This is a genomic window from Christiangramia pacifica (assembly GCF_057221535.1).
In genome coordinates this window covers 2,525,997-2,549,307 of sequence record NZ_CM170146.1, presented here as the reverse complement: position 1 = coordinate 2,549,307, position 23,311 = coordinate 2,525,997, and the positions used below count along the sequence as shown (strand labels likewise).

25 protein-coding genes and 1 other RNA gene are annotated in these 23,311 nt (G+C 37.1%); 12 read left to right on the top strand and 14 right to left on the bottom strand.

Features of this window, described 5'->3' with window-relative positions; all coding sequences use genetic code 11:
* Positions 1-133 precede the first annotated feature (133 nt).
* A complete protein-coding gene (gene cmk, locus AC2S94_RS11720) occupies positions 134-835 on the bottom strand; it encodes a (d)CMP kinase (RefSeq protein WP_484628763.1) in 702 nt (233 codons plus the stop codon).
* 85 nt (positions 836-920) lie between these two features.
* Positions 921-3,371: an endopeptidase La gene (gene lon, locus AC2S94_RS11715; protein ID WP_484628762.1), complete on the bottom strand. Its 2,451-nt coding sequence runs from the start codon at positions 3,369-3,371 to the stop codon at positions 921-923.
* 212 nt (positions 3,372-3,583) lie between these two features.
* Here lon and AC2S94_RS11710 point away from each other — a divergent pair, with 212 nt between their 5' ends.
* Genes AC2S94_RS11710 through AC2S94_RS11695 form a run of 4 tightly spaced genes read left to right on the top strand, consistent with a single transcriptional unit; the run spans position 3,584 to position 6,547 of the window.
* A complete protein-coding gene (locus AC2S94_RS11710; RefSeq protein ID WP_484628761.1) occupies positions 3,584-4,144 on the top strand; it encodes an RNA polymerase sigma factor in 561 nt (186 codons plus the stop codon).
* The gene (locus AC2S94_RS11705) at positions 4,134-4,697 is read left to right on the top strand and encodes a DUF4179 domain-containing protein (RefSeq protein WP_484628760.1); all 564 of its coding nucleotides are present in this window, start codon (positions 4,134-4,136) and stop codon (positions 4,695-4,697) included. Before AC2S94_RS11710 ends, AC2S94_RS11705 begins: the two co-directional genes overlap by 11 nt.
* Positions 4,678-5,802, top strand: coding sequence for a DUF4097 family beta strand repeat-containing protein (locus AC2S94_RS11700; protein WP_484628759.1), 1,125 nt, complete (start codon positions 4,678-4,680; stop codon positions 5,800-5,802). The genes AC2S94_RS11705 and AC2S94_RS11700 overlap by 20 nt, the downstream gene beginning before the upstream one ends.
* Positions 5,803-5,824: 22 nt before the next feature.
* Entirely contained in the window at positions 5,825-6,547 is a 723-nt protein-coding gene (locus tag AC2S94_RS11695; protein ID WP_484628758.1) for a head GIN domain-containing protein, read from the top strand.
* A gap of 45 nt (positions 6,548-6,592) precedes the next feature.
* Here AC2S94_RS11695 and AC2S94_RS11690 read toward each other — a convergent pair whose 3' ends face one another.
* A complete protein-coding gene (locus tag AC2S94_RS11690) occupies positions 6,593-7,918 on the bottom strand; it encodes an MFS transporter (RefSeq protein WP_484628757.1) in 1,326 nt (441 codons plus the stop codon).
* 61 nt (positions 7,919-7,979) lie between these two features.
* The gene (locus tag AC2S94_RS11685) at positions 7,980-8,801 is read right to left on the bottom strand and encodes a M48 family metallopeptidase (protein WP_484628756.1); all 822 of its coding nucleotides are present in this window, start codon (positions 8,799-8,801) and stop codon (positions 7,980-7,982) included.
* A 190-nt stretch (positions 8,802-8,991) separates the two neighbouring features.
* Between AC2S94_RS11685 and AC2S94_RS11680 the strand changes: the two genes are divergently transcribed.
* The 5 genes from AC2S94_RS11680 to lpdA all read left to right on the top strand — a co-directional run bounded on the left by AC2S94_RS11680 (position 8,992) and on the right by lpdA (position 12,859).
* Positions 8,992-9,870 carry an alpha/beta fold hydrolase gene (locus AC2S94_RS11680; RefSeq protein WP_484628755.1) on the top strand — a complete coding sequence of 293 codons (879 nt, stop codon included), beginning with the start codon at positions 8,992-8,994 and terminating at the stop codon, positions 9,868-9,870.
* A gap of 19 nt (positions 9,871-9,889) precedes the next feature.
* Complete coding sequence (gene msrB / locus AC2S94_RS11675) at positions 9,890-10,381, top strand: peptide-methionine (R)-S-oxide reductase MsrB (protein ID WP_484628754.1); 492 nt, start codon at positions 9,890-9,892, stop codon at positions 10,379-10,381.
* 3 nt (positions 10,382-10,384) lie between these two features.
* A complete protein-coding gene (msrB, locus tag AC2S94_RS11670) occupies positions 10,385-10,777 on the top strand; it encodes a peptide-methionine (R)-S-oxide reductase MsrB (RefSeq protein ID WP_484628753.1) in 393 nt (130 codons plus the stop codon).
* Positions 10,778-10,793: 16 nt separating this feature from the next.
* Entirely contained in the window at positions 10,794-11,327 is a 534-nt protein-coding gene (locus AC2S94_RS11665; protein ID WP_484628752.1) for a hypothetical protein, read from the top strand.
* A gap of 140 nt (positions 11,328-11,467) precedes the next feature.
* On the top strand, positions 11,468-12,859 hold the full coding sequence (lpdA, locus tag AC2S94_RS11660) for a dihydrolipoyl dehydrogenase (RefSeq protein WP_484628751.1): 1,392 nt from the start codon (positions 11,468-11,470) through the stop codon (positions 12,857-12,859).
* Positions 12,860-12,949: 90 nt separating this feature from the next.
* Here lpdA and AC2S94_RS11655 read toward each other — a convergent pair whose 3' ends face one another.
* The 6 genes from AC2S94_RS11655 to AC2S94_RS11630 all read right to left on the bottom strand — a co-directional run bounded on the left by AC2S94_RS11655 (position 12,950) and on the right by AC2S94_RS11630 (position 16,824).
* The gene (locus AC2S94_RS11655; RefSeq protein ID WP_484628750.1) at positions 12,950-13,675 is read right to left on the bottom strand and encodes a Dph6-related ATP pyrophosphatase; all 726 of its coding nucleotides are present in this window, start codon (positions 13,673-13,675) and stop codon (positions 12,950-12,952) included.
* Between the two features lie 2 nt (positions 13,676-13,677).
* Positions 13,678-14,097, bottom strand: a complete 420-nt coding sequence (aroQ, locus tag AC2S94_RS11650) for a type II 3-dehydroquinate dehydratase (protein ID WP_484628749.1) — start codon at positions 14,095-14,097, stop codon at positions 13,678-13,680.
* Between the two features lie 59 nt (positions 14,098-14,156).
* Entirely contained in the window at positions 14,157-14,741 is a 585-nt protein-coding gene (locus tag AC2S94_RS11645) for an outer membrane protein (RefSeq protein ID WP_484628748.1), read from the bottom strand.
* Between the two features lie 132 nt (positions 14,742-14,873).
* Positions 14,874-15,413 carry an outer membrane beta-barrel protein gene (locus AC2S94_RS11640; protein WP_484628747.1) on the bottom strand — a complete coding sequence of 180 codons (540 nt, stop codon included), beginning with the start codon at positions 15,411-15,413 and terminating at the stop codon, positions 14,874-14,876.
* 128 nt (positions 15,414-15,541) lie between these two features.
* The gene (locus AC2S94_RS11635) at positions 15,542-16,033 is read right to left on the bottom strand and encodes a hypothetical protein (RefSeq protein WP_484628746.1); all 492 of its coding nucleotides are present in this window, start codon (positions 16,031-16,033) and stop codon (positions 15,542-15,544) included.
* Between the two features lie 185 nt (positions 16,034-16,218).
* Positions 16,219-16,824 (bottom strand): porin family protein, encoded by a 606-nt coding sequence (locus AC2S94_RS11630; RefSeq protein ID WP_484630914.1) that lies wholly within the window; start codon positions 16,822-16,824, stop codon positions 16,219-16,221.
* Between the two features lie 110 nt (positions 16,825-16,934).
* Between AC2S94_RS11630 and xerD the strand changes: the two genes are divergently transcribed.
* Together xerD and AC2S94_RS11620 are read left to right on the top strand one after the other, a co-directional pair.
* Positions 16,935-17,831 (top strand): site-specific tyrosine recombinase XerD, encoded by an 897-nt coding sequence (xerD, locus tag AC2S94_RS11625; protein WP_484628745.1) that lies wholly within the window; start codon positions 16,935-16,937, stop codon positions 17,829-17,831.
* A gap of 76 nt (positions 17,832-17,907) precedes the next feature.
* Positions 17,908-18,855 carry an aldo/keto reductase gene (locus AC2S94_RS11620; protein ID WP_484628744.1) on the top strand — a complete coding sequence of 316 codons (948 nt, stop codon included), beginning with the start codon at positions 17,908-17,910 and terminating at the stop codon, positions 18,853-18,855.
* Positions 18,856-18,938: 83 nt separating this feature from the next.
* Here AC2S94_RS11620 and rny read toward each other — a convergent pair whose 3' ends face one another.
* The 4 genes from rny to AC2S94_RS11600 form a co-directional block, all read right to left on the bottom strand.
* Positions 18,939-20,501 (bottom strand): ribonuclease Y, encoded by a 1,563-nt coding sequence (gene rny / locus AC2S94_RS11615; protein WP_484628743.1) that lies wholly within the window; start codon positions 20,499-20,501, stop codon positions 18,939-18,941.
* Between the two features lie 53 nt (positions 20,502-20,554).
* A non-coding RNA gene (gene ssrS / locus AC2S94_RS11610) (6S RNA) lies at positions 20,555-20,671 on the bottom strand.
* Between the two features lie 51 nt (positions 20,672-20,722).
* On the bottom strand, positions 20,723-21,016 hold the full coding sequence (locus AC2S94_RS11605) for a cell division protein ZapA (protein ID WP_484628742.1): 294 nt from the start codon (positions 21,014-21,016) through the stop codon (positions 20,723-20,725).
* 9 nt (positions 21,017-21,025) lie between these two features.
* The gene (locus tag AC2S94_RS11600; RefSeq protein WP_484628741.1) at positions 21,026-21,316 is read right to left on the bottom strand and encodes a hypothetical protein; all 291 of its coding nucleotides are present in this window, start codon (positions 21,314-21,316) and stop codon (positions 21,026-21,028) included.
* A gap of 183 nt (positions 21,317-21,499) precedes the next feature.
* Between AC2S94_RS11600 and AC2S94_RS11595 the strand changes: the two genes are divergently transcribed.
* Positions 21,500-23,191, top strand: coding sequence for a M23 family metallopeptidase (locus AC2S94_RS11595; RefSeq protein WP_484628740.1), 1,692 nt, complete (start codon positions 21,500-21,502; stop codon positions 23,189-23,191).
* Positions 23,192-23,311 lie beyond the last annotated feature (120 nt).

Genomic DNA, 23,311 nt, shown 5'->3' with positions numbered 1-23,311 from the left:
TATAGTTTTGATTTTCAACCCTTTTTGGATTTCCGGTCTTCTGCCAAAAAGGAGTGCAAAAATACGTAACAAAACAAAAATCCGCAACTAATATTGAAATTAATTGCGGATAGTGATTATTTATTTGTAGAGCTTACGAATTCACCTCTTTGATCTTATCTTTAGCGATCTTCAGGATCTTATCAAATTGTTCATCAAGACCCATGTTTGAATTATCAAATTCAACCGCATCATCTGCCATGATTAATGGAGAATCCTCTCTGGTAGAATCCATATAGTCCCTATCTTTTACATTTTGAAGCACTTCATCAAATTCTATATCATCACCACGCTCTTTAAGCTCATCATATCTCCTTTGAGCTCTTGTTTCTGTAGAAGCGGTCATAAACAATTTCAATTCAGCATCAGGGAATACTACTGTACCAATATCTCTTCCATCCATTACGATACCTTTCTCCTTCCCTATTTCCTGTTGTTGCTCCACCAGTTTTTTTCTTACTTCAGGAATAGCTGAAACCTTACTTACCTGTTGTGAAACTTCCATGTACCTTATCTCCTTCTCTACGTTTTCATCATTCAGATACATTTCACCAAATCCGAGATCTTTATTAAACTCAAAGCTCAGGCTTATAAAAGGAAGATGACGAATAATAGCTTCTTTGTCAAAATTTCCTTCCGAAACAAAGATCTTTCGCATCATATAAAGCGTAACCGCTCGATACATTGCTCCAGTATCCACATACACATATCCAAGTTCTTTAGCCAGTCTTTTCGCGACAGTGCTTTTTCCGGTGGAAGAAAATCCGTCTATTGCTATTGTAATTTTTTTATCCATCAACTATAATATCTTTTGCAAAGGTAAATTTTTAGAATTCTTAAGTCGTGTAAAAATTAAAAAAGCCCCTGTTCGGGGCTTCCTTTTATAACTTTTTAGCGTTTTTCACATTTTGATCTGTGATCGCAATATCTATGACTTCACTCATTTCTTTCACATAATGGAAAGTAAGACCTTTTACATATTCTTCCTTGATCTCTTCAATGTCTCGCTTATTATCCTCGCAAAGAATGATCTCTTTAATTCTAGCCCTTTTTGCTGCAAGAATCTTTTCCTTAATACCACCAACTGGCAACACCTTTCCTCTTAAGGTGATCTCACCTGTCATAGCAATACTTTTCTTCACTTTCTTCTGAGTGAATAAAGATACCAGAGAAGTTAGCATAGTGATACCTGCACTCGGTCCATCTTTAGGGGTAGCGCCTTCCGGAACGTGAATATGCACATTATACTGGTCAAATATCGAAGGAATAATGCCAAGTCTCTCGGCATTCGCTTTAATATATTCCATAGCAATGGTGGCCGATTCTTTCATCACTTTACCCAAGTTCCCGGTGATGGTAAGATTTCCTTTTCCTTTAGATAAAATAGATTCGATGAAAAGAATGTCACCTCCAACGCTTGTCCAGGCCAATCCTGTTACAACTCCCGCAACGTCATTATTTTCATATTTATCGCGTTCCATTTTAGGACTTCCAAGAATCTCGATAATATCTTCATCGGTAACTTTTACATTATACTCCTCCTCCATCGCAATATTCTTGGCTGCAAATCTTACTACCTTGGCAATCTGCTTCTCCAATGCACGAACACCAGATTCTCTGGTATATCCTTCAACGATTTTTTCAAGATGCTTTTTACCGATCTTTAAATGTTCAGAATTAAGACCGTGTTCTTCCAATTGCTTTGGAAGCAAGTGTCTTTTCGCGATCTGAACTTTTTCTTCAATGGTATATCCTGTTACGTTGATGATCTCCATACGATCTCTCAATGCGGGCTGAATGGTACTAAGAGAGTTACAAGTCGCAATAAACATTACCTTGGATAGGTCAAATCCCATCTCTAGGAAATTATCGTGAAATTCTGAATTCTGTTCAGGATCGAGAACTTCAAGTAATGCTGAAGATGGATCTCCAGAATTTCCTATAGCCAACTTATCAATCTCATCAAGAACAAAAACAGGATTGCTGGTTCCGGCCTTTTTCAAGCTCTGTATAATTCTACCAGGCATTGCCCCAATATAGGTTTTTCTGTGTCCGCGTATTTCAGCTTCATCTCTTAGTCCACCAAGTGAAATACGAACATATTCTCTACCTAAAGCTTCGGCAACAGATTTACCTAATGAAGTTTTACCAACTCCAGGAGGCCCATATAAACAAAGAATCGGTGACTTCATATCATTTCTTAGCTTAAGAACAGCTAAATATTCAATGATACGCCTCTTCACATCATCAAGTCCGTAGTGATCACGATCCAGAATCTTTTTCGCTCTTTTCAGATCAAATTTATCCTTACTGAATTCATTCCATGGTAGATCAAGAAACAAATCGAGGTAATTTCTCTGGATAGAATATTCAGCAACCTGAGGATTCATTCGCTGCATTTTGGAAAGCTCCTTTTCAAAATGATTCTGAACCTCTTCTCCCCATTTTTTATCTTTAGCTCGCTCTCGCATTTCAACTATCTCTCCTTCATGGGAGACACCACCTAATTCTTCCTGGATGGTTTTCATTTGCTGATGAAGAAAATACTCTCGCTGCTGCTGACTCATATCGCTTTGCACCTTGCTCTGAATATCATTCTTAAGTTCCAGTTTCTGGTTCTCGGTATTCATATGCTTTAGGGTCGCCAGCGCTCTTTCCTTGAGATCGTTCATTTCAAGCAGTTTCTGCTTCTCTTCCACGCTTAAGCTCATGTTCGAGGAAACAAAATTGATCAGGAAAGAATTACTTTCGATATTCTTGATCGCAAATGAAGCTTCTGAAGGGATATTCGGGCTTCCTTTAATAATCTGTAATGCCAGCTCTTTTATAGAATCAATAATTGCAGAAAATTCTGCATTATCTTTTTCCGGCCTGTTATCTGGAATTTCAGCAACCGTAGCATTCATGTAAGGTTCTTCGGTGACCACCTGAGTGATCTGGAATCTTTTCTTACCTTGTATGATCACTGTAGTGTTACCATCAGGCATTTTCAAAACTCGAAGAATTCTCGCTACTACCCCAACTTTATTGATGTCTTTTGAAGTAGGATTTTCTACTTCCTCATCCTTTTGAGATACAACACCAATAATTTTACTACCATTATTCGCTTCATTGATCAGTTTTATGGAAGCATCACGACCTGCGGTGATTGGAATTACCACTCCCGGAAAAAGAACAGTGTTCCTTAAAGGAAGAATCGGTAAGGTTTCAGGCAGATTCTCTTTATTGATCTCTTCTTCATCTTCAGGCGTCATTAGTGGGATCAATTCTGCATCCTCATCAATACCCTGCAATGACAAACTGTCAATATTACCAAACTTTGTTTTCGCCATAATTATATTTAAGTCAAACTGTCACCAAAACCAATAATGCTTAATTTTGATGAAGTTGTTTAAAAGCCCTGATAAATAAGGCTTTCAGTTTAATTTCAGATTTTCTATTTCAATTATTCAATTCCTATGCCATGGTGAAACCGAAAGATTTTTTTCAAAAACTGTAACAAATGAAAATCAACTCCATCTTTATAACAGAAACCAAGTTTTAATTGACACCAACCATCACCCATATTAAAGACCTGGTAGAGCGTTGCCGCTACGGCGATCAACGAGCTCAAATGGAGATTTATGATCGCTATTACAAGGCAATGTATAACACTGCTTATCGTATAACGGGTCATTCTGCCGAGGCTGAAGATATTATGCAAGAAGCATTTTTAAGCGCTTTCACTAAAATTGAAAGCTTTAAGGAGAATTCCACCTTCGGGGCCTGGTTAAAACGTATCGTGGTAAATGAAAGTATCACCGCATATAAGAAGATCGCTAAACTTGGGGAAGTCAGTTATAATGATGAGCTGAAAAACGAAGCAGATGATGAGGGTCCTGCATTGAGTGAGCATGATAAAAAAGATAAAAAAGTGAGGTTGATCCTTAACCAGATCAAAACACTTAAAGAGAATTACCGACTTGGCTTAACCTTACATCTTATCGAAGGATATGACTATGAAGAAATTTGTGAAATCATGAATATTTCTTACGCAAATTGTAGAACAATGATATCGAGAGCGAAAGAAAGCTTAAGAAAAAAATTAATGGATCATGAAAAATAATGACTTTGACGAGCTTTTCGATGAATTGAATTTCGATATCGAGGAGCCGCATTCAGGACATAAAGAACGTTTTTTCAAGAAACTGGAAAAAAATTCAGTTGAGAAAACAGCTAAGAATGGAAAAGCCAGAAGTTTTTGGATACCTATTCTGGCGATTGCTGCCAGTTTTCTCTTGGCTTTCTTTTTACTTGGAGATTTTATAGGCACTAATCCTGCAGCTAAGAATTCAGATCTGGCAAGCATCTCTCCGGAAATGAAACAAACCCAGCAATTTTATACAGGTTTGATTTCAAAAGAATTGAATGCACTGGAAGCTGAAAAAACTCCGGAAACTGAAGCTATCATAGATGATGCTATGGTGCAAATGGAAAAACTGGAAAAAAGATATGAAGGTCTTAGAAGAGATTTAAAAAATAGCGGAAAAGACAATCGCGTGATTCAGGCCATGATCCAAAATTTCCAACAACGTATAGATTTATTAAATAACGTTTTATCCCAAATTGAAAACATCAAAAAACTAAACAATCAAAATCATGAAAACAATATTATCTAGTCTCCTCATCTTTGCAGTACTCGCACCGGGATTGCCATATTTTAATGCTGATATATCTTCTGAAACCTGCATTATCGAGAACAATGAATTCAATGGAAAACATACCAAGGAGAAAAAGATCAGAAAAGAATTCCAGGTAAACTCCAATTCAAACCTTAGCATTGATAACTCTTATGGGAATGTTGACATTACTACCTGGGATGAAAATCGTGTAGTAATAGAAGTGATCATCAAAACTAATGGAAATGATGAAGAAAAAGTTCAGGAAAAACTTGAGGAAATTAACGTGGAATTTGATCAGTCCTCTTCAGGAGTGAGCGCTAAAACCAGATTTTCAAAAGAAGAAAAATCCTGGTGGAAAAGCCTAACCGGCGGATTTGATAATGTGAATATGGAAGTTAATTACCTGGTTAGAGTTCCTGAAGGAAATAATCTTGATATCGATAACGACTACGGCGGAATTTATATCGATAAAACCACTGGAAATGCAAAGATCTCCTGTGATTATGGTAAAATTGATATTGGCGAATTAAGAGGAAGATCTAATTATCTCAATTTTGATTATACCAGAAGTAGTAGAATTGGTTATGTAACCAATGCTGAAATTAATGCAGATTATTCAGATTACGAAGTCGAAGAAGCTGAACAATTAATCATCAGTGCAGATTACTCCAATTCAAAAATTGGAAAAGTTTCAAAAATGACCTTTAACTGTGATTACGGAAGCGTGCAAATAGATAAGGTTAAAGTGCTTGAAGGGAACGGAGATTACCTGACCACAAAAATAAATCGCGTTTTTACAGATTTAGAGCTTAACTTAGACTACGGTTCCCTTTCTATTGAAAAGATCATAAAAGGTATCAGAAAGGTAGATATCAACACAGATTATGCAGGAGTAAAACTTGGTTTTGACCGGGAGATGAGTTTTAGGTTTGATGTTAGAACATCATATGGCGGAATCAAAGGTCTTGACGAACTTCAGGTTCAGAAAAGAGATCAGCAGAATAGCAGTAATTCAGTATCCGGTTATTATGGATCTCAGAATACCGATTCTAAAATAAGCATCGTTACCTCCTATGGTAGTGTCAATTTTAATAAACAATAATCAATCATCAAATAAGTAAATCATGAAAAAATCAATTTTATTTCTAGCTGCAACTCTATTATTCATGACCACCGCCTGTGCGCAATGGGGAGGAAAAAAAGTAAGAGGTAATGGTGATATGGTCACCAAAACAAGGAATATTGGTTCCTACGATGGTGTGCAACTGGTAGGATCTATGAATGTTGAACTCATTTCCGGAAGCGAAGGAAATATTAAAGTTCAGGCCGAAAGTAACCTTCAGGAATATGTTGAAACCGAAGTTAGAAACGGTAAACTAAAAATTTCAACAAAGGAAGGTTTTAACCTGCAGCCAAAAGATGATATTCTTATAACTGTTCCTGTGGAAAGTATTGAGGAGATATCTGTTACCGGATCTGGAGATATCTGGACTAAAGACAAATTGAAATCTTCTTATATGAAGGTTCAGGTAACCGGTTCTGGAGATTTAGATCTAGACCTGGAAGTGAAGGATTTGAAAGGTACGGTTACAGGTTCTGGTGATGTTAAACTTAAAGGAAGAAGTCAGAACTTTGATTGTACGGTTACAGGAAGTGGAGATTTTGAAGCTTACGAATTGCAGGCAGATAATGTTGAAGCAAGAGTTTCTGGTTCAGGTGATATTATGGTATATGCTGGTAAATCTTTAAAGGCATCAGTCTCAGGTTCAGGAGATATTGTTTACAAAGGAAATCCTGAAAAACAAGATTTTAAAACCAGTGGATCTGGAAGCGTATCTTCCCATTGATCATCTACCAAACAATTTTGAAAACCTGCCTATGTGCAGGTTTTTTTATTTCTGAATGATCTTTTTCGGTACTCTCATCAATAAAAGAACCCCAGCGATAAAAAATACTACCAGGAAAAGAATAGCGTTTCTGACGCTTCCCGTATTCTGAGCTACAAATCCATAAAGTGACATCCCAATAACTATTCCCACCTTTTCAGAAACATCGTAGAAACTAAAATAACTAGCGGTATCCACAGCATTTTCTGGCAGCATTTTGGAGTATGTAGACCTGGAAAGAGATTGAATTCCTCCCATTACCAAACCAACGGAAGCTGCCGCAACATAAAATTGGACCGGTGTGGTAATAAAATAGGCATAGCCACATATAGCAATCCAGATAAGATTGATAAAAATAAGAATCTTCACATCTCCAAACTTGATTGCGAGCCTTGAAGTTAAAGTTGCACCAACTACGGCAACCAGCTGAATTAAAAGTATGCTTACAATAAGTCCTGTGGTTGGATCCTGATCTCCCCACTCCAGTTCTTCTATTCCAAAGTAAGTTGCAATCAGCATAATTGTTTGAACCGCCATACTGTAAACAAAAAATGCCAGCAAATAACGCTTAAGCATTTTGTTATCCTTTATAGCCTTCCAGATTTTATTCAGTTCTTTGAATCCATTGAAAAGAACATCATTGGTTAGTTTCGCTTTTTTATTTCCTTTAGGCAAATAGTAGTAAGTATACTGACTAAAACCAATCCACCAGATTCCAGTTAGAACAAATGAAAGCCTGGTGGGCAGCCCTTCATCTTCAAAACCAAACCAATCAAATTTCAAGATCATGACCAGGCAAAGGATTAGGAGAATTACACTTCCCACATATCCTAAAGAAAATCCTTTTGCACTTGCTTTATCTTGTTGCTCCGGGAAAGCGATATCAGGAAGATAGGAATTATAAAAAACCAAACTGGACCAGAAACCGATGAGCGCTAGAAAATAACATAGGAGTCCAAACCATAAATATTCAAGATCGAACCAGAATAACCCGATACATGATAAGGCTCCCAAGTAGCAGAAAAATTTCAAAAAATTCTTTTTATTCCCTATATAATCTGCGATCCCCGAAAGAAACGGACTTAAAAAACTAACTACCAGGAAAGCTGCTGCTGTAACATAACTTATAAGCGTATCATTATTATAGCCTATCCCCAAGAAAGTAACTGTATCATTAATTTTATTACCATCGCTATCTTTTACAATAGTCAATGCACCATAGAAAATCGGGAAAATTGCCGAAGAGATGACCAGGCTATATACAGAATTCGCCCAATCGTAAAATGCCCATGCATGAATAAGCTTTTTACTTCCTTTAGGTAGTTGCTTCATGCCCTAAAAATAGAAAAAGCCACCGAATTCGGTGACTTTTCACTTTTATTTTTAGATTTTCTTACTTGAAACTTGTCGTTCCATATTTCTTGGCTTCAGCAATGGCTTCCGGCGCCCACTTTGTAAGATTATTGATTCTTGTTTGCGTTGAAGGGTGCGTACTTAGAAATTCCGGCGGAGCCTGACCACTGCTGTTTTGTTGCATTCTCTTCCATAATTCTGGAGCTTCACGTGGATCGTATCCAGCAATGGCCATTAACGTAAGTCCAATTCTATCTGCTTCAGCCTCGTGGCTTCTGCTAAAAGGAAGCATAACTCCTACTGTAGAACCTAGTCCATATGCCTGCGCGAAGATCTGTTGAGTACTTTCACTCTTACCACTCACTGCTACGGCACCAGCTACAGCACCTAATTGCTGTAATTGAGCCGCACTCATCCTTTGAGCACCATGATCTGCTAAGGCATGAGCAATCTCATGCGCCATTACTGTAGCTAAACCGTTTGTATTCTGAGCTTCGTCAAGTATTCCAGTATAAACAACTACTTTTCCTCCTGGCATAGCAAAAGCATTGGCCTGATCATCTTGTACTAAATTGAATTCCCAACGGAAATCATTCATAAAGCCCTGATATCCGTTAGCATTAAGGTAACGCTCTGCTGCACTAACAATATTCTGACCAAGATTTTGAACCTGTTTGGCTTCCGAAGTTCCTCGCACAACTTTAGCCTCATTTAGAAACTGATTATATTGCTCAAAGGAAGCAGGAAATAATTGATCGTTTGAAACGAAATTAAGATTTTTCTCTCCGGTAAACGGATTGGTTTTACATGATACTACTAGCAGTAGTGCACTCAACCATACAAAAGTATTTTTAAACTTCATGATTTTTGGTTTTTAGGTACCTAAAAGTACAAAAGCAGTTCGCATAGCTGCTGATGGTTTAAGTATGATTTAACACTAAGAAGAGTTTCAAAAACAATACCATTGTTGATATTTGCAGTATTCATAAGGCTTGAGACCGAAATCGAGAAGTATGTTATAAAAATTATAATGAAATTCGGAATTCTTAAATATGACTAAAAATACCAAAGATAAAACCCCCGTTCAAAGGCTTTTAGTGCCCTCCTATATTTTGGGTATCTCAAGATTTCTAACATTTGTTTCTCCTTTCCTCGCTAGCAGGTTCGCGGCGAAACTCTTCCTCACTCCATTCAAATACAAACTTCCGGAGAGAGAGAAAAATATGGATAAGAACTCAATTCAGCGAAATCAAATGGTTCCATCAATGAATCGTGAGATCGTAACCTATAAATTTGGAGAAGCACAGAAAAAAATTCTTTTGGTGCATGGCTGGAGCGGTCGCGGAACGCAACTAGCGAAAATTGCAGAGGCTTTGAAACAAAAAGGCTATCAAATTATAAGTTTTGATGCTCCGGCACATGGGAAAGCTGAAGGTAAAATGAGTATGATGCCGTTTTTTATTGATGCGGTTCATTTTCTAAATGAGGAACATGGTCCTTTTGAAGCGGTCGTAGGTCATTCGCTTGGCGGAATGTCTGCGCTTAAAGCAATTAGTGATGGACTTCAGACGAAAAAATTGGTTATCATAGGTACTGCAAATAACATAACTGAAATTACCCAGCATTTCGCGGAGAATATGAAAATGAATCATAAAGTTGCCGCAAAGATGAAAAAGTATCTGGACGAAAAATTTAATGAAGACATGGATACTTTATCCGGCGCACGTTCCGCTGAAAATGTAAATATTCCAACCCTGATTATCCATGATGAAAATGATGTCGATGTTAGGATAAATTCAGCTCATGAAATTCACGAAGCACTGGATAACAGCGAGTTGATGATCACAAGCGGTTTAGGGCATCGCCGTATTCTTGGAAATCCTGAGGTAATTAACAAAATAACAACTTTTATCGCGGCACAATCTTTGTAATTTTATAAAAAAGATAAAAATGAAAAAGCTATTAGTTTTTACCGTCCTATCAGTATTCCTGATTAGTTGCAACGGTAATGCGCAAAAGAAATCAACTGAAAAATCTTCAGAAAATTATGAAGTTTCCAAAACCGAAGACGAATGGAAAGCTGAATTGACCTCTGAAGAATTCGCTGTGCTACGAAATGCCGCAACTGAAACACCATTTTCCAGCGAACTTCTTAATATCAAAGAACCGGGAACATTTGTTTGTGCAGCCTGTGGACAGGAACTGTACGAAACCAAACATAAATTCAAAAGCGGTACAGGTTGGCCAAGCTTCGATAGAGCAATAGAAGGTGGAGTTGCTTATGGCAGTGACACCAAATTAGGTTACCAGAGAGATGAAGTTCATTGTGCCAGGTGCGGAGGACATTTAGGTCACGTTTTTAATGACGGGCCAAGAGAAACCACTGGCAAAAGACATTGTATTAATGGTATAGCCATGGATTTTATACCGGAAGATAAATAGATTATGAAAAAATATAATGTAGAAAAAACGGAGGAGGAATGGAAGAAAGAACTCACTCCGGAGCAATACAGAATTTTAAGAGAAAAAGGAACTGAGGCGCCAAATTCAGGAAAATATAATCTTCATTTTGATGAAGGTGAATATAAATGTGCTGCTTGTGGAGAAAAACTTTTCGAGAGCGATTCAAAATTTGAAAGCGGATGTGGATGGCCTAGTTTCGATGATGCCATTGAAGGAAAGGTTGAATATGTTCAGGATAGAACCTTTGGAATGATTCGTACCGAAATCCTTTGTTCTAACTGCGGAAGTCATCTTGGCCACGTTTTTGATGATGGTCCTACAGATACTGGTCAGCGCTACTGCGTAAACTCGGCCAGCATTGAATTTAATAAATAACTAAATCCGATAAATCATGAAAAAATTTTTATCCCTTATAGTCTTAACTAGTTTGTTTTTTATTTCATGTTCTTCTGATGGAGAACGTGGACCACAGGGCCCTCCAGGAGAGGACGGAGTTAACATTGTTGGCCAGGCATTTGAAGTGACAGGTGTTGATTTTGTTGGACCAGATTACTCCATTTTTGCTGATATTCCAGGTGAGATTGAAGTCTTACCTTCAGATATAGTACTTGTATATTGGCTTGAAGATATTGATGATAACGATAATGATATCTGGAGTCTAATTCCTCAAACGATCTATTTTGAAGATGGACAATTCCAGTATACTTATAATCACACAGATTTTGACGTAAACATTTTTCTTCAGGGAGACATAGATCTTGCCACATTGGGAGATTTTTACACTCAGGACCAGATCTTTAAGGTGGTTGTATTACCTGTAGATTATTACGCGAATAATCCTAATATAGATATTAGCACCTTTCAAAATTTGAAAACCTCTTTAAACATTAATGAGACAAATTTGAAATCGAAAGCACACAAATAGATTTCAATACTAACCGTATGAAAGCCTGTGTTTGAATACACGGGCTTTTTTATGCTTTTATCCCTTAATTGTAACTTTCAGTTTAGGGTTTAATTCCTTAAATTCGCAAACTCTATAACCAGATTCAAAATATTCCGAATATGAGTAAATATGATATTATAGTTTTAGGTAGTGGCCCGGGTGGTTATGTAACTGCGATCCGCGCTTCCCAATTAGGTTTTAAAACTGCGATTGTAGAAAAAGAAAGCCTTGGTGGTGTTTGCCTTAACTGGGGATGTATCCCAACAAAAGCGCTTTTAAAAAGTGCAGAGGTTTTTGATTACCTGAAACATGCTGAAGATTACGGCCTGAAACTTGAAAAAGCTGACAAGGATTTTGGAGCTGTGGTTAAAAGAAGTCGTGATGTGGCCAATGGAATGAGCAAAGGTGTTCAATTCCTAATGAAGAAAAACAAGATCGATGTTCTTGAAGGATTCGGAAAATTGAAATCAGGTAAGAAAGTAGAAGTTACTGATAGTAAAGATAAAAAGACCGAATACCAGGCTGATAATATCATTATCGCTACCGGTGCCCGTTCCAGAGAACTTCCTAACCTGAAGCAGGATGGAAAAACTGTTATCGGTTATCGTGAAGCAATGACGCTTGAAAAGCAACCTAAGAAAATGATCGTGGTTGGTTCTGGAGCGATCGGAGTTGAGTTTGCTCACTTCTATAACGCTATGGGAACTGAGGTTACCGTTGTGGAATACCTGCCTAATGTAGTGCCATTGGAAGACGAAGAAGTTTCTAAGCAATTTGAAAGAAGCATCAAGAAAGCAGGGATCAAGGTGATGACCAATTCTTCCGTAGAAAGTGTGGAGAAGAAAGATGGCAAAGTGATCGCTAAGGTGAAAACCAAAAAAGGCGAAGAAAAACTGGAAGCTGATATTGTTCTTTCTGCCGTAGGAATTAAAACAAATATTGAAAATATCGGACTTGAGGATCTAGGAATCAAGACCGAAAAAGATAAAATTGTAGTAAACGATTTTTATCAGACCAACGTTTCCGGAATTTATGCTATTGGTGATGTTGTTCATGGTCCAGCCCTGGCGCACGTTGCTTCTGCAGAAGGTATACTTTGTGTAGAAAAAATTAAAGGAATAGATGTTCAGCCATTAGACTACGGGAATATTCCTGGATGTACGTATGCTACACCAGAAATTGCTTCTGTTGGTATGACTGAAAAGCAGGCGAAAGAAGCGGGTTACGAACTGAAAGTTGGAAAATTCCCATTTTCAGCTTCAGGTAAAGCAAAAGCTGCTGGAAAATCTGACGGGTTTGTAAAAGTGATCTTCGATGCGAAATATGGAGAATGGCTCGGATGCCACATGATTGGCGCTGGAGTTACTGATATGATTGCTGAAGCGGTTTTAGGTAGAAAACTTGAAACCACAGGGCATGAAGTTTTAAAAGCTGTTCACCCTCACCCTACGATGAGTGAAGCTGTTATGGAAGCTGTTGCTGCTGCTTACGATGAAGTGATTCACCTATAGTGGTTAAAATATAAAATCAATCAAAATCCCGTTTTCGTTTGAAGACGGGATTTTTTATTTCTAATAATCAGAAAATTAGGATTTATTTCATCACAGCGGAATAAGGTCGCAGAAACAAAATTCTGTATCCCAGGATTTCTTATCATCCTGGAAACAATTGTCATCATCATTTTTCGAAGGCTGGTAAGACCTGTTTACTTTCTCTCCTATTTTAAAATTTATAGGTGATTCAAAAATGGGTCCGTCAAAAACGAAAGTATGAAACTCCCCATTTTCACCACAAGGATCAACATCTGTCGGCAAATCTTTTACAAATTCATGATCTATTAATCTTCCGCAGAATGAGTCGTCCAGAAATTTTGAATTGGTGCAAACTACGATAGCTTTAAAACCAAGGTTAATAAACTGCTGAATTAATTCTGAAGTTTGCTTTTTCCACAGAGGGAAAACAGCTGTGATTCCGATTTTATTCAATTGCGCCTCACGATATTCTTTTAAATCCTCAAGAAATATATCTCCAAAAATACTTTGACTAAATCCCGCGCTCTTTAAAGAATCGGTAGCCTCCCGCATCTTAAGATTATAGTCTTCCATAGATGTTTCAGCGCTTAGCTCCACAATTTCACTAGGCAATTTTAAACTATTGGCTTGCTGCATGAGTAGTTCGTTGCGAACTCCATGCATAGAAACCCTATTTACATCTTTATTTACCGTGGTAAGTAGCTTTTCGATCCTGTAGCTACCATTTTTCCTGGCTAAGTACAGCGCCAGGGCAGAATCTTTTCCACTACTCCAGTTCAGATAAGCTTTATTCATATTTAATCTTTCAGAAAGCTCTGGATGGCCAGATCATAGCTTTGCAGGCCAAAACCAACGATCACTCCTTTTGCATTTGGTGAAATAAATGATTTATGCCTAAAGTCTTCCCGGGAAAATGTATTGGATATATGAACTTCAACCACTGGAATATCAATCGCTGCTATGGCGTCCCCAATTCCCACTGAGGTATGAGTATAAGCGGCAGCATTCAGGATAATTCCATCAAAAACATTTCTGGCGTTCTGGATCTTATCGATTAATTCTCCTTCTATATTCGTCTGATCGTAAGACAGCTCTACATTTCTAAATTTGAACTGAAGGTCAGAAAAATAATCTTCAAAACTTTTATTACCATAGGTCTCAGGTTCTCGAGTACCCAACAGGTTTAGGTTTGGTCCGTTAAGAATTAGTAGCTTCATATGGTAAAAGTAAAAAATAAAGACATAAAAAAAGCAGGTTTGAGACCTGCTTTAAATATTTAGAATTTAAATTTTAATCCGATTCGAAAATCATTGAATCTACCATTTACGTATATATCATCATAAATTCCATCTTGATACCTGTTCGTAATTTCATGAGAATATTTTGCATAGACAGCAATCCTATTGTTGATATTGTATTCTAGACCTCCGGTGATATTTACTCCTAATTTATTTCCATATTTAATTGTGTCATGGTCTAATGCTCCACTGTTGATGTAATTCAATTCAGGTCCGGCCATAATATAAAGTCCGGAATTGAATAAATTATATTTAAACTGGGTTGAAAGTCGGTACTGAGATTCCTGCAAATCTGCATATAGGAATTCGGCCGTTAGACCAAATTTTTCGCTAAATTCATTATCATAGGTTATACCTAAGAACAAACCAGAACCTGCCAATTCGGGAAGCGGATCATAATTTGTATTAGGCGCATAGTTATATTTTCTGATTTTGAAATCTGATTCCATATATCCAGCGGTAAAACCAAATTTTGAAGTTTTCTCAGGGTTCTCTGATTCTTGGGACTGGGCACAAAAAGGTAGGATCGCGAATAGCGCGATTAGGCTAAATTTTTTAAGCATATAATTTAAATTTCGGTTTATTTCGGATGTTAGAATAAAGAACGGCCCAAAGTCTCAAATATTATTTTCTAACGCTTATAAATAAAAAAAGCGAAGATCTTATCTTCGCTTTTTAATATCTAAAATTCTGATTTAGAACTTATAACCTAAACCAACATTCAATCCATGATATTTACCATTAATATCAGAATATACCCCTTCCCTATATTCAGATGGGATTCTGTTAGTTAACTCGTGAGAATATCTTCCACTAACAAAAAAATTGTCGGTAATATCATATCCAATTCCTCCTGAAATATCAATCCCAGTTTCATTTAGAAATCCGAAAGTATCCTCTAATAGAAAAGTCAACTGCGGACCAGCCTGTACATAAAAGTCAGAATCTGAAATATATAATTTAGCAAGTACCGGAACCATTAAGAAATTAGTATCCTCAACATTTCCATAATTAACCGCAGTTGTTAAACCAAAGTTCTGATTAAATGCAATTTCCCCAAAAACTCCAGCATAAAATCCAGATTCTGATTCGGAATTATCGATACCGTCAACTTCATTTTCAACAGTAGCGGTTAGATTAAGATAACCTGCGTTCAAACCAAAGGAAAATTCCTGCGCCGTAGCAGATAATGAAAGAATTGCGAAGCTCGCAATTAGAAAGATTTTTCTAAACATAATTAGATGATTTTGTTATAATGAGCGGTAAAGATACTTTTATAATAGAATTGGAAAAGAAAAACCACTATAACTTTTAGGCATAAAAAAAGCGGACCGAAGTCCGCTTAAATCTTGCTATAGTATTTTCAAAATTTAATTTCTACACCTCCATTAATAGAAGACAGATTGGCTCCCTCAGCCGAAATATTTTCATAGGATGCCAGGATATTAACGATCCCCAGATTAAGTCCAATTTGAGGTCTTAGGTAAAAACCTCCATCAAGACCATCATTCAGGCTAAAAGCATATCCAAGGTCAGTTCCTACAAATAAAAGGGAAAGAATTCTTATTCTTCCAGTCCCTCCTACAGGAATAAATTGAAGATCTTCAATATCGACATCAAAGTCCCCATCAGTTATTGATTCTCCAAAATAATGAGAATATCCAGCAACGGCACCTATGTCAAGAAGCTCAATAATATCTATTCTATAGGCAATATCTGCACTGGCGTGAAAATTATACGTTTCCTCTATATCCCCTATGGGAATACCTCCATTTAAACCGAATGTCCAATGCTTCTGAGCCATTAATCCCGTGCTTAGCATTAAAAATGCTAATAGAAAAAGCGATTTTTTCATAATTTTGATTTTTAGTTGTTTAGTAAATATATGAATTATAATCGATTGATTTACAATACTTAAAGATCTGTATTGTTTTACTAATTAAGATTTAGTTATCATGTTTTTTATTTCTAGAAAGGAATAGAACAAAAAAAAGCGAAGGATTATCCTTCGCTTTTTAATTTTCGTATTGAATTTAATAATTAGAACTGGAATCCAACACCTAATTGAAAACCGTTGTTCTTAATTGCGTCGTCATCAAAGTTGTCACTGTCAAATGCATCTGTAAATCCTAAAACATATCTTCCGTTAAGGAAAAATCCGTTATTAAAATTATAAGATGCACCTACTGCTCCACCAAACTCAAAAGTACTGGCAAACTCTGAATCTGTTTCAAAGTTTAGACCGTTGCTTTCAAAATCATACTCTTCTTCCACAAGAAAGTTAAAAGAAGGACCCGCTTCAAGAGCAAGACCGTCAATCACATAAAATTTAGCGATCAATGGCACCTGAACATAATCTAACTGGTATTCCCCTTTTATTCTATCTCCATTGAAAATTCTACTTGCTTCCGTACCTTGTGTAGAATATAAAACCTCTGGTTGAACCGAGAAACGATCACTTACAGGAATTTCTGCAAGAACTCCAAGGTGAAAACCTGTTCTACTGTTGTTGTCTTCAAATCCATCTGAAGTCATATTAGTGAAATTCACACCACCTTTAACTCCAAAATTCCAATACTCCTGTGCATTAGAAGTTGCACCGAATCCAATAATTGCAATTGCTACTAATAAAAATGTCTTTTTCATCATTTTCCGTTTTTGTTTTGGCCAAAAGTAGGATACAGCTTGTTAAAAAAAAGTTAGCCAAGCATAAAGTATTATTAAGACTGATACCGCTATATTCTTATATTTAACACATGAAATGGCAGAATGCGCTACAGGATTACAGGCACTATTTGAAGCTCGAACGCGGACTTTCAGCAAATTCCATTGAGAATTACAGTCTGGATGTAATAAAACTAATGAACTACCTGGACGTTAATAATATTGAAGTCAGTCCTATCAAGATTTCAGATAAAACCATCCAGGAATTTATTTATAGCGTATCAAAAAGTCTAAACGCGCGCTCTCAGTCCAGACTTATTTCAGGATTAAGAAGTTTTTTCGGATTTCTCGTATTTGAGGATTACAGAAAAGATAATCCTTTAGATCTTATGGAGTCTCCGAAAATTGGTCGAAAACTTCCGGATACCATATCTATTGATGAAGTAGACCGCATAATCGCAGCGATAGATCTTAGTAAAAATGAAGGTGAACGTAACAGGGCAATTATAGAAACGCTTTATGGATGCGGCTTAAGGGTTTCAGAACTTATAGATCTCAAAATCTCTGACCTGTTTTTTGAGGAAGGTTTTATTAAAGTTACCGGAAAAGGAAACAAACAACGCTTTGTTCCTATTTCTGAATATACTATAAAATTCATCAATATTTATAAAGATGAAGTACGAAGTCACCAGGATATTAAACCCGAAGCCACTGATACGCTATTTCTTAATAGAAGAGGAAATGGTCTTACCCGCGCAATGATCTTTACAATTGTTAAAAGGCTAACCGAAGCGGCGGGAATCAGGAAAAAAGTAAGTCCGCACACCTTTAGACATTCCTTTGCTACTCATCTTCTTGAAAATGGTGCCGATTTAAGGGCAATTCAGCAAATGCTGGGACATGAAAGTATTACTACTACCGAGGTTTATGTGCATGTAGACAGATCTCATTTAAGACAGGTCATGGAAGAATTCCATCCGCGCAAATAGGTATTAAAATTCTGCTAAACCAGCGTCAATCTTTTCTACAGCCTCGCATTATTCTTAACTTCATAAAAATTGAATTATGAAGAAATTGAAATTTAAGAATGGGGATACCCTCGATGCAATAGGTCTTGGGACCTGGAAATCTGAAAAAGGAAAAGTTACCGAAGCAGTGAAAATTGCTTTGAATAATGGTTACAAACATATTGATTGTGCTGCAACTTATGGAAACGAATCAGAAGTTGGAGAAGCTTTCTCTGAGGTCTTTAAAAATGGGAAGGTAAAAAGAGAAGATGTTTGGGTTACTTCTAAGTTGTGGAATAATGCGCATAAAAAGGAAGATGTGATCCCGGCATTGAAACAAACGCTCAAAGACCTTCAGTTAGATTACCTGGATTTATATCTAATTCACTGGCCAGTGGCCTTCAAACCGGAAGTATCTTTTCCTGAAAAGGCTGAAGACTATCTTTCACTTGAAGAAGCTCCTTTAATCGAAACCTGGAATGAAATGGTAAAAGCTAAGGAACAGGGATTGGTAAAGCATATTGGAGTTTCAAATTTCAGTATTCCAAAGCTGGAGTCTTTAATGAAAGATACAGATCATACTCCTGAAATGAACCAGGTAGAACTTCACCCTTATTTGCAGCAAAATAAACTGTTGGAATTTTGCAGTAAAAACGGAATTAATGTAACCGCTTATTCACCCTTAGGAAGTGGAGACAGGCCAGATGCCATGAAAGCTGCAGATGAACCTTCTCTACTTGAAAATCCTACTATTGAGAAGATCGCTAAAAAACACGGAGCAAGTCCGGGGCAGATTCTTATCAAATGGAGTGAACAAAGAGGAACAGCGGTAATACCAAAATCAACGAATGAAGAGCGTATCAAACAAAATTTAATGAGCGCTGGTTTTCAATTAGATGAAGATGATATGAAAGAGATAGCTGATCTTGATTATCATTTTAGGTATGTCACCGGTAAGTTTTTTGAAACTGAAGGAAATTCATACGATAACATCTATGATGATTAATCATTTTGTCATACTAGATAATTGAAACGAATAAAAAGGCCGATCAGTTGATCGGCCTTTTTCTATTTTATTTCTTACTAAAATTATTTAGCAACGTTCACAGCTCTTGTTTCGCGAATCACCGTGATCTTAACCTGACCTGGATATGTCATATCTGTCTGGATCTTTTGAGAAATCTCGAAAGAAAGGTTTGATGCTTTCTCATCAGATACTTTCTCACTTTCTACGATCACACGTAATTCTCTACCTGCCTGGATCGCGTAAGCTTTTTTGACTCCTCCAAATCCGAAGGCGATATCTTCAAGATCTTTCAATCTCTGGATGTAAGAATCCAACACCTGTCTTCTTGCACCTGGTCTTGCACCGCTAATCGCATCACAAACCTGTACGATTGGAGAAAGCAATGAATTCATTTCGATCTCATCGTGGTGAGCACCAATAGCATTACAAACTTCAGGCTTCTCTCCGTGTTTTTCAGCCCATTGCATACCTAAAATAGCGTGAGGCACTTCTGTTTCTGTTTCCGGCACTTTACCAATATCGTGAAGTAATCCTGCACGTTTCGCAAGTTTCGGGTTTAAACCAAGCTCCGCAGCCATTACACCACAAAGTTTTGCAACTTCTCTTGAGTGTTGTAGCAGGTTCTGACCGTAGGAAGAACGATATTTCATTCTACCAACCATCTTGATCAATTCTGGTTGTAAACCATGAATTCCAAGATCGATCACGGTTCTTTTTCCTATATCAATAATTTCTTCTTCGATCTGCTTACGAGTCTTTTTCACCACTTCCTCAATGCGAGCCGGGTGAATACGACCATCAGTTACCAATTTATGCAATGATAATCTTGCAACCTCTCGTCTAACCGAATCAAAACAGCTAAGAATAATAGCTTCCGGGGTATCATCAACTATGATCTCTACCCCTGTAGCAGCTTCCAGCGCCCTGATGTTTCTACCTTCACGACCAATAATTCTACCTTTCACATCATCGCTCTCAAGGTTGAATACAGAAACGCAATTTTCAATAGCTTCTTCGGTTCCAATTCTCTGAATAGTATTAATAATAATTTTTTTCGCTTCCTGCTGTGCAGTAAGTTTAGCTTCTTCTACGGTATCCTGAATAAGAGACATCGCATCTGCTTTAGCCGTATCCTTTAAAGATTCAATAAGTTGTGCTTTAGCCTCCTCAGCAGATAGACCTGAAATAACTTCTAATTGCTGAACTTTACTATTATGCAGCTTATCAATTTCTTCCTGTTTCTTTTCAAGGAATTCAAGTCTATGGTTATAATCTGCCACTTTCTCTTCAAGATCCTTGTTCAGTTTTTTATTCTTGCCAAGCTCATTTGAAACGTGTGATTCTTTATCCTTGATTCTTTTTTCAGCATCATTAATCTTTTTATCCCTGGAAAGAATGACTTTTTCGTGCTCAGATTTTAATTCGATGAATTTCTCCTTAGCCTGAAGAATCTTGTCTTTCTTAATGCTCTCACCTTCCGCCTTCGCTTCTTTAATAATGCTGTTCGCCTCCTTTTTGGCGCTGGCAATTGTATTAGATGCCTGTTTCTTTTCAAGCATTTTTGCGATAGCAAATCCCAGCGCAAGACCTACTACAGCGGCAATGATTATTATTAGTATATCCATTCGTTTCTATTTAGTATATATAAAAAAAGCCTGTATTAGTTGTGTTTTGTATTAAACTCCTTAAAATCAAGTTTAGGACTAACAGAATGATCAAGAATCCGCTCTCCCATAAGGGACACGGCACGCTTTTACATCCTAGACTCATCCTCTTTAAAGAATTCGTGTTGAGTTTATCAAAAAAGCACTAATACAGGCAGTAACCTTTATTTTATTTAAAGAACTTAAGAGGTCAAATGTTGTTGCAAAAGTTCGTTAAGTGACCTTAACTTCTCCTGTGCGTCAATCATTTCGCTCGAATTATCAATATTCTTTTGCTCAGTTTGGGCGGCGAACTGCAATGCACACATTGCCAGAACATCCTGTTTATCCCTAACCGCATAGCTTTGCTCAAATTGTTTGATCATTGCTTCGATCTTTTTCGCTGCCTTACGCAAACCCTCTTCCTGGCTAGGCTGAATGGTTAGCGGATATACGCGGTCTGCGATCGATATTTTGATCTTCAGTTTATCTTCCATGATGTCAAATTATTCAGATAACTGAACTATGCATTGATCAATCTCTCTGATCAAACTGTTTATTTTGAGCTTTGTTTCTCTTTTATGGTCGGTACTGCCAAGCATCGCGTTCGCAGCTTTCAAGGTCTGAACCTGTTCCTGTGAGGATTGTAAATCTCCTTCCAGTTTTTCATATTCAGCTCTTACAGACGTCAATTCCTGTTGCAGAGATTCATTCGCTTGCTTCATAACATCATATTTATGAAGAAGTTTGCTGACTCTATTCTCAAGGTTATCAACTATTTCTGTAATTTCACTCATAAGCTCTAAAACCGATGTGAACCCTTACAAAGTTAACATACGCTTTGAAATATCCCAATACTTTTTTAGGTGATTTCAAATAATAATCAACATTCTAGATAATTCTCTGGAATCAAGCTGTTTAATTTTGACGTAAGTTTGATTAACTTTACGGCAGGTTGAAATTTGAATACCCCAAGATTTATGAAGAGAGCGACAAGCCTGCTATTCCTTATTTTATTTTCAAGCATTTTACAATCACAGAGTGATCTTCCACAGGATTATTTTGCTAATCCGCTCGATGTTCCCATTGTACTTGCCGGAACATTTGGAGAATTGAGGTCTAATCACTTCCACAGTGGATTGGATATTAAAACACAGCAACGGGAAGGTCTCGAGGTTAAAGCTTCTGCCGCCGGATACGTGAGCCGGATCAATATTCAGCATTATGGCTACGGAAAAGCTTTATATATTCAACACCCAAATGGTTACACTACGGTTTATGGACATTTGCAGAAACTTTCTCCAAAACTGAAAGAATACCTTCGCAAACAGCAGTACGCAAAAGAATCATACGAAATAGAACTTTTTCCTGAACCTGGTGAACTTTCTGTTGAACAAGGGGAACTAATAGCTTACAGTGGTAATACTGGAGGAAGCGGTGGTCCTCACCTGCATTTCGAAATTCGTGACGGAAGCCAGAGACCAATGAATGCTCAAATGTTCGGGCTTGATGTGCCAGATAGTAAAGAACCAATGATCGAGGGATTATTCGCTTACCCTATAGGAGATGATGCACATGTAAACAACTCTCAGGAGCGTCAAAAGCTTAGACTAATTCCCCAGAATGATGGAACTTATACGGTTAATCAGGTTGAAGCTTGTGGTGAAATAGGCTTTGGTATCTCTACTGTAGATCAGCAAGATGGAGCTTACAACCATAATGGAGTTTTCAGAATTGAAGCATCCCTTAATGGAGATCAGGTTTTTGAAGTGGACTTCGATAAATTCTCATTTTCTGAAACAAGGCATCTAAATCAACTAATAGACTACCAGTATTATGCAACAAACAGAAGCAGGATTCAAAAGCTTTTTAGAACTCCTAACAATCCTTTGAGCATTTATGGCAACCTGGAGCAGGAAGGAAAATTAAATGTAAAAGACAGCCTGGATTATCAATATACGATCAAGGTGACCGACTTTAAAGGAAATGAAAAACTGGTTAGAGTTCCTATTAAGGGACAGATCAGCGATAACATTAAAAAAAGAAATATTTCAGAAACAGATTACCTGGCAAGTGCTTCAAAAGGTTTGTCTGCGAAAGAAGGCAAAATTGATGTATACATTCCAGGCGGTAGTCTTTACGAGGATTCCTATTTGGATATAGATTTTACGGAAGACGCGGTTACTGTGCATAAAGACGAAATTCCTATCCATAAAAATTTTACAGTTGGTTTCGATGTAAGTGACTATCCTACAGAGGATAGAGAGCAGTTATTTATAGCAAGACTTTCAAGTAATGGAAGACCGAACTATTCAACTACCTATAAAAAAGGAAATAGATTTACCACCGGCACAAGGACTTTTGGCAAATATACTTTAGCAAAAGATACTACTGCTCCAAAGGTGTGGCCGGCGAACTTTTATGATGGGCAGTGGATTTCAAATAACGAAACCTTAAAGGTTAAGATCTCTGATGATCTTTCAGGAATTGATGCTTATCGTGCAACGGTGAACGGGAAATTTATTCTGATGGAATATGAATATAAGAATAACACTCTTACTCACTATTTCTCTGATGATGTATTGACTGAAACTGAAAATAACCTGAAAGTGATCGTAACAGATAATGTTGGAAATACTACCACGTATACTGCAAAGTTTTTTAGAAAATAGAAATCTGAAATCTGACCTTAGCTTCAGAAGTTTTCAATTTGAGAATGAAGTTTTTAAAATAATTTGATCCAAATAACAAAGGCTGAACTCACGTTCAGCCTTTGTTTATAATTGTATTTG

Excerpts from the sequence above, each read along its gene's own strand:
- rny (WP_484628743.1), bottom strand. The coding sequence starts at position 20,501 with ATGGATATACTAATAATAATCATTGCCGCTGTAGTAGGTCTTGCGCTG.
- AC2S94_RS11690 (WP_484628757.1), bottom strand. The coding sequence starts at position 7,918 with ATGAAGCAACTACCTAAAGGAAGTAAAAAGCTTATTCATGCATGGGCA.
- AC2S94_RS11595 (WP_484628740.1), top strand. The coding sequence starts at position 21,500 with ATGAAGAGAGCGACAAGCCTGCTATTCCTTATTTTATTTTCAAGCATT.
- AC2S94_RS11700 (WP_484628759.1), top strand. The coding sequence starts at position 4,678 with ATGAAAACAATATTATCTAGTCTCCTCATCTTTGCAGTACTCGCACCG.
- AC2S94_RS11605 (WP_484628742.1), bottom strand. The coding sequence starts at position 21,016 with ATGGAAGATAAACTGAAGATCAAAATATCGATCGCAGACCGCGTATAT.
- AC2S94_RS11630 (WP_484630914.1), bottom strand. The coding sequence starts at position 16,824 with ATGAAAAAGACATTTTTATTAGTAGCAATTGCAATTATTGGATTCGGT.
- AC2S94_RS11695 (WP_484628758.1), top strand. The coding sequence starts at position 5,825 with ATGAAAAAATCAATTTTATTTCTAGCTGCAACTCTATTATTCATGACC.
- AC2S94_RS11680 (WP_484628755.1), top strand. The coding sequence starts at position 8,992 with ATGACTAAAAATACCAAAGATAAAACCCCCGTTCAAAGGCTTTTAGTG.
- msrB (WP_484628754.1), top strand. The coding sequence starts at position 9,890 with ATGAAAAAGCTATTAGTTTTTACCGTCCTATCAGTATTCCTGATTAGT.
- AC2S94_RS11640 (WP_484628747.1), bottom strand. The coding sequence starts at position 15,413 with ATGTTTAGAAAAATCTTTCTAATTGCGAGCTTCGCAATTCTTTCATTA.
- lpdA (WP_484628751.1), top strand. The coding sequence starts at position 11,468 with ATGAGTAAATATGATATTATAGTTTTAGGTAGTGGCCCGGGTGGTTAT.
- msrB (WP_484628753.1), top strand. The coding sequence starts at position 10,385 with ATGAAAAAATATAATGTAGAAAAAACGGAGGAGGAATGGAAGAAAGAA.
- AC2S94_RS11645 (WP_484628748.1), bottom strand. The coding sequence starts at position 14,741 with ATGCTTAAAAAATTTAGCCTAATCGCGCTATTCGCGATCCTACCTTTT.
- cmk (WP_484628763.1), bottom strand. The coding sequence starts at position 835 with ATGGATAAAAAAATTACAATAGCAATAGACGGATTTTCTTCCACCGGA.
- AC2S94_RS11685 (WP_484628756.1), bottom strand. The coding sequence starts at position 8,801 with ATGAAGTTTAAAAATACTTTTGTATGGTTGAGTGCACTACTGCTAGTA.
- aroQ (WP_484628749.1), bottom strand. The coding sequence starts at position 14,097 with ATGAAGCTACTAATTCTTAACGGACCAAACCTAAACCTGTTGGGTACT.
- AC2S94_RS11635 (WP_484628746.1), bottom strand. The coding sequence starts at position 16,033 with ATGAAAAAATCGCTTTTTCTATTAGCATTTTTAATGCTAAGCACGGGA.
- AC2S94_RS11655 (WP_484628750.1), bottom strand. The coding sequence starts at position 13,675 with ATGAATAAAGCTTATCTGAACTGGAGTAGTGGAAAAGATTCTGCCCTG.
- AC2S94_RS11705 (WP_484628760.1), top strand. The coding sequence starts at position 4,134 with ATGAAAAATAATGACTTTGACGAGCTTTTCGATGAATTGAATTTCGAT.
- lon (WP_484628762.1), bottom strand. The coding sequence starts at position 3,371 with ATGGCGAAAACAAAGTTTGGTAATATTGACAGTTTGTCATTGCAGGGT.
- AC2S94_RS11665 (WP_484628752.1), top strand. The coding sequence starts at position 10,794 with ATGAAAAAATTTTTATCCCTTATAGTCTTAACTAGTTTGTTTTTTATT.
- AC2S94_RS11600 (WP_484628741.1), bottom strand. The coding sequence starts at position 21,316 with ATGAGTGAAATTACAGAAATAGTTGATAACCTTGAGAATAGAGTCAGC.
- xerD (WP_484628745.1), top strand. The coding sequence starts at position 16,935 with ATGAAATGGCAGAATGCGCTACAGGATTACAGGCACTATTTGAAGCTC.
- AC2S94_RS11620 (WP_484628744.1), top strand. The coding sequence starts at position 17,908 with ATGAAGAAATTGAAATTTAAGAATGGGGATACCCTCGATGCAATAGGT.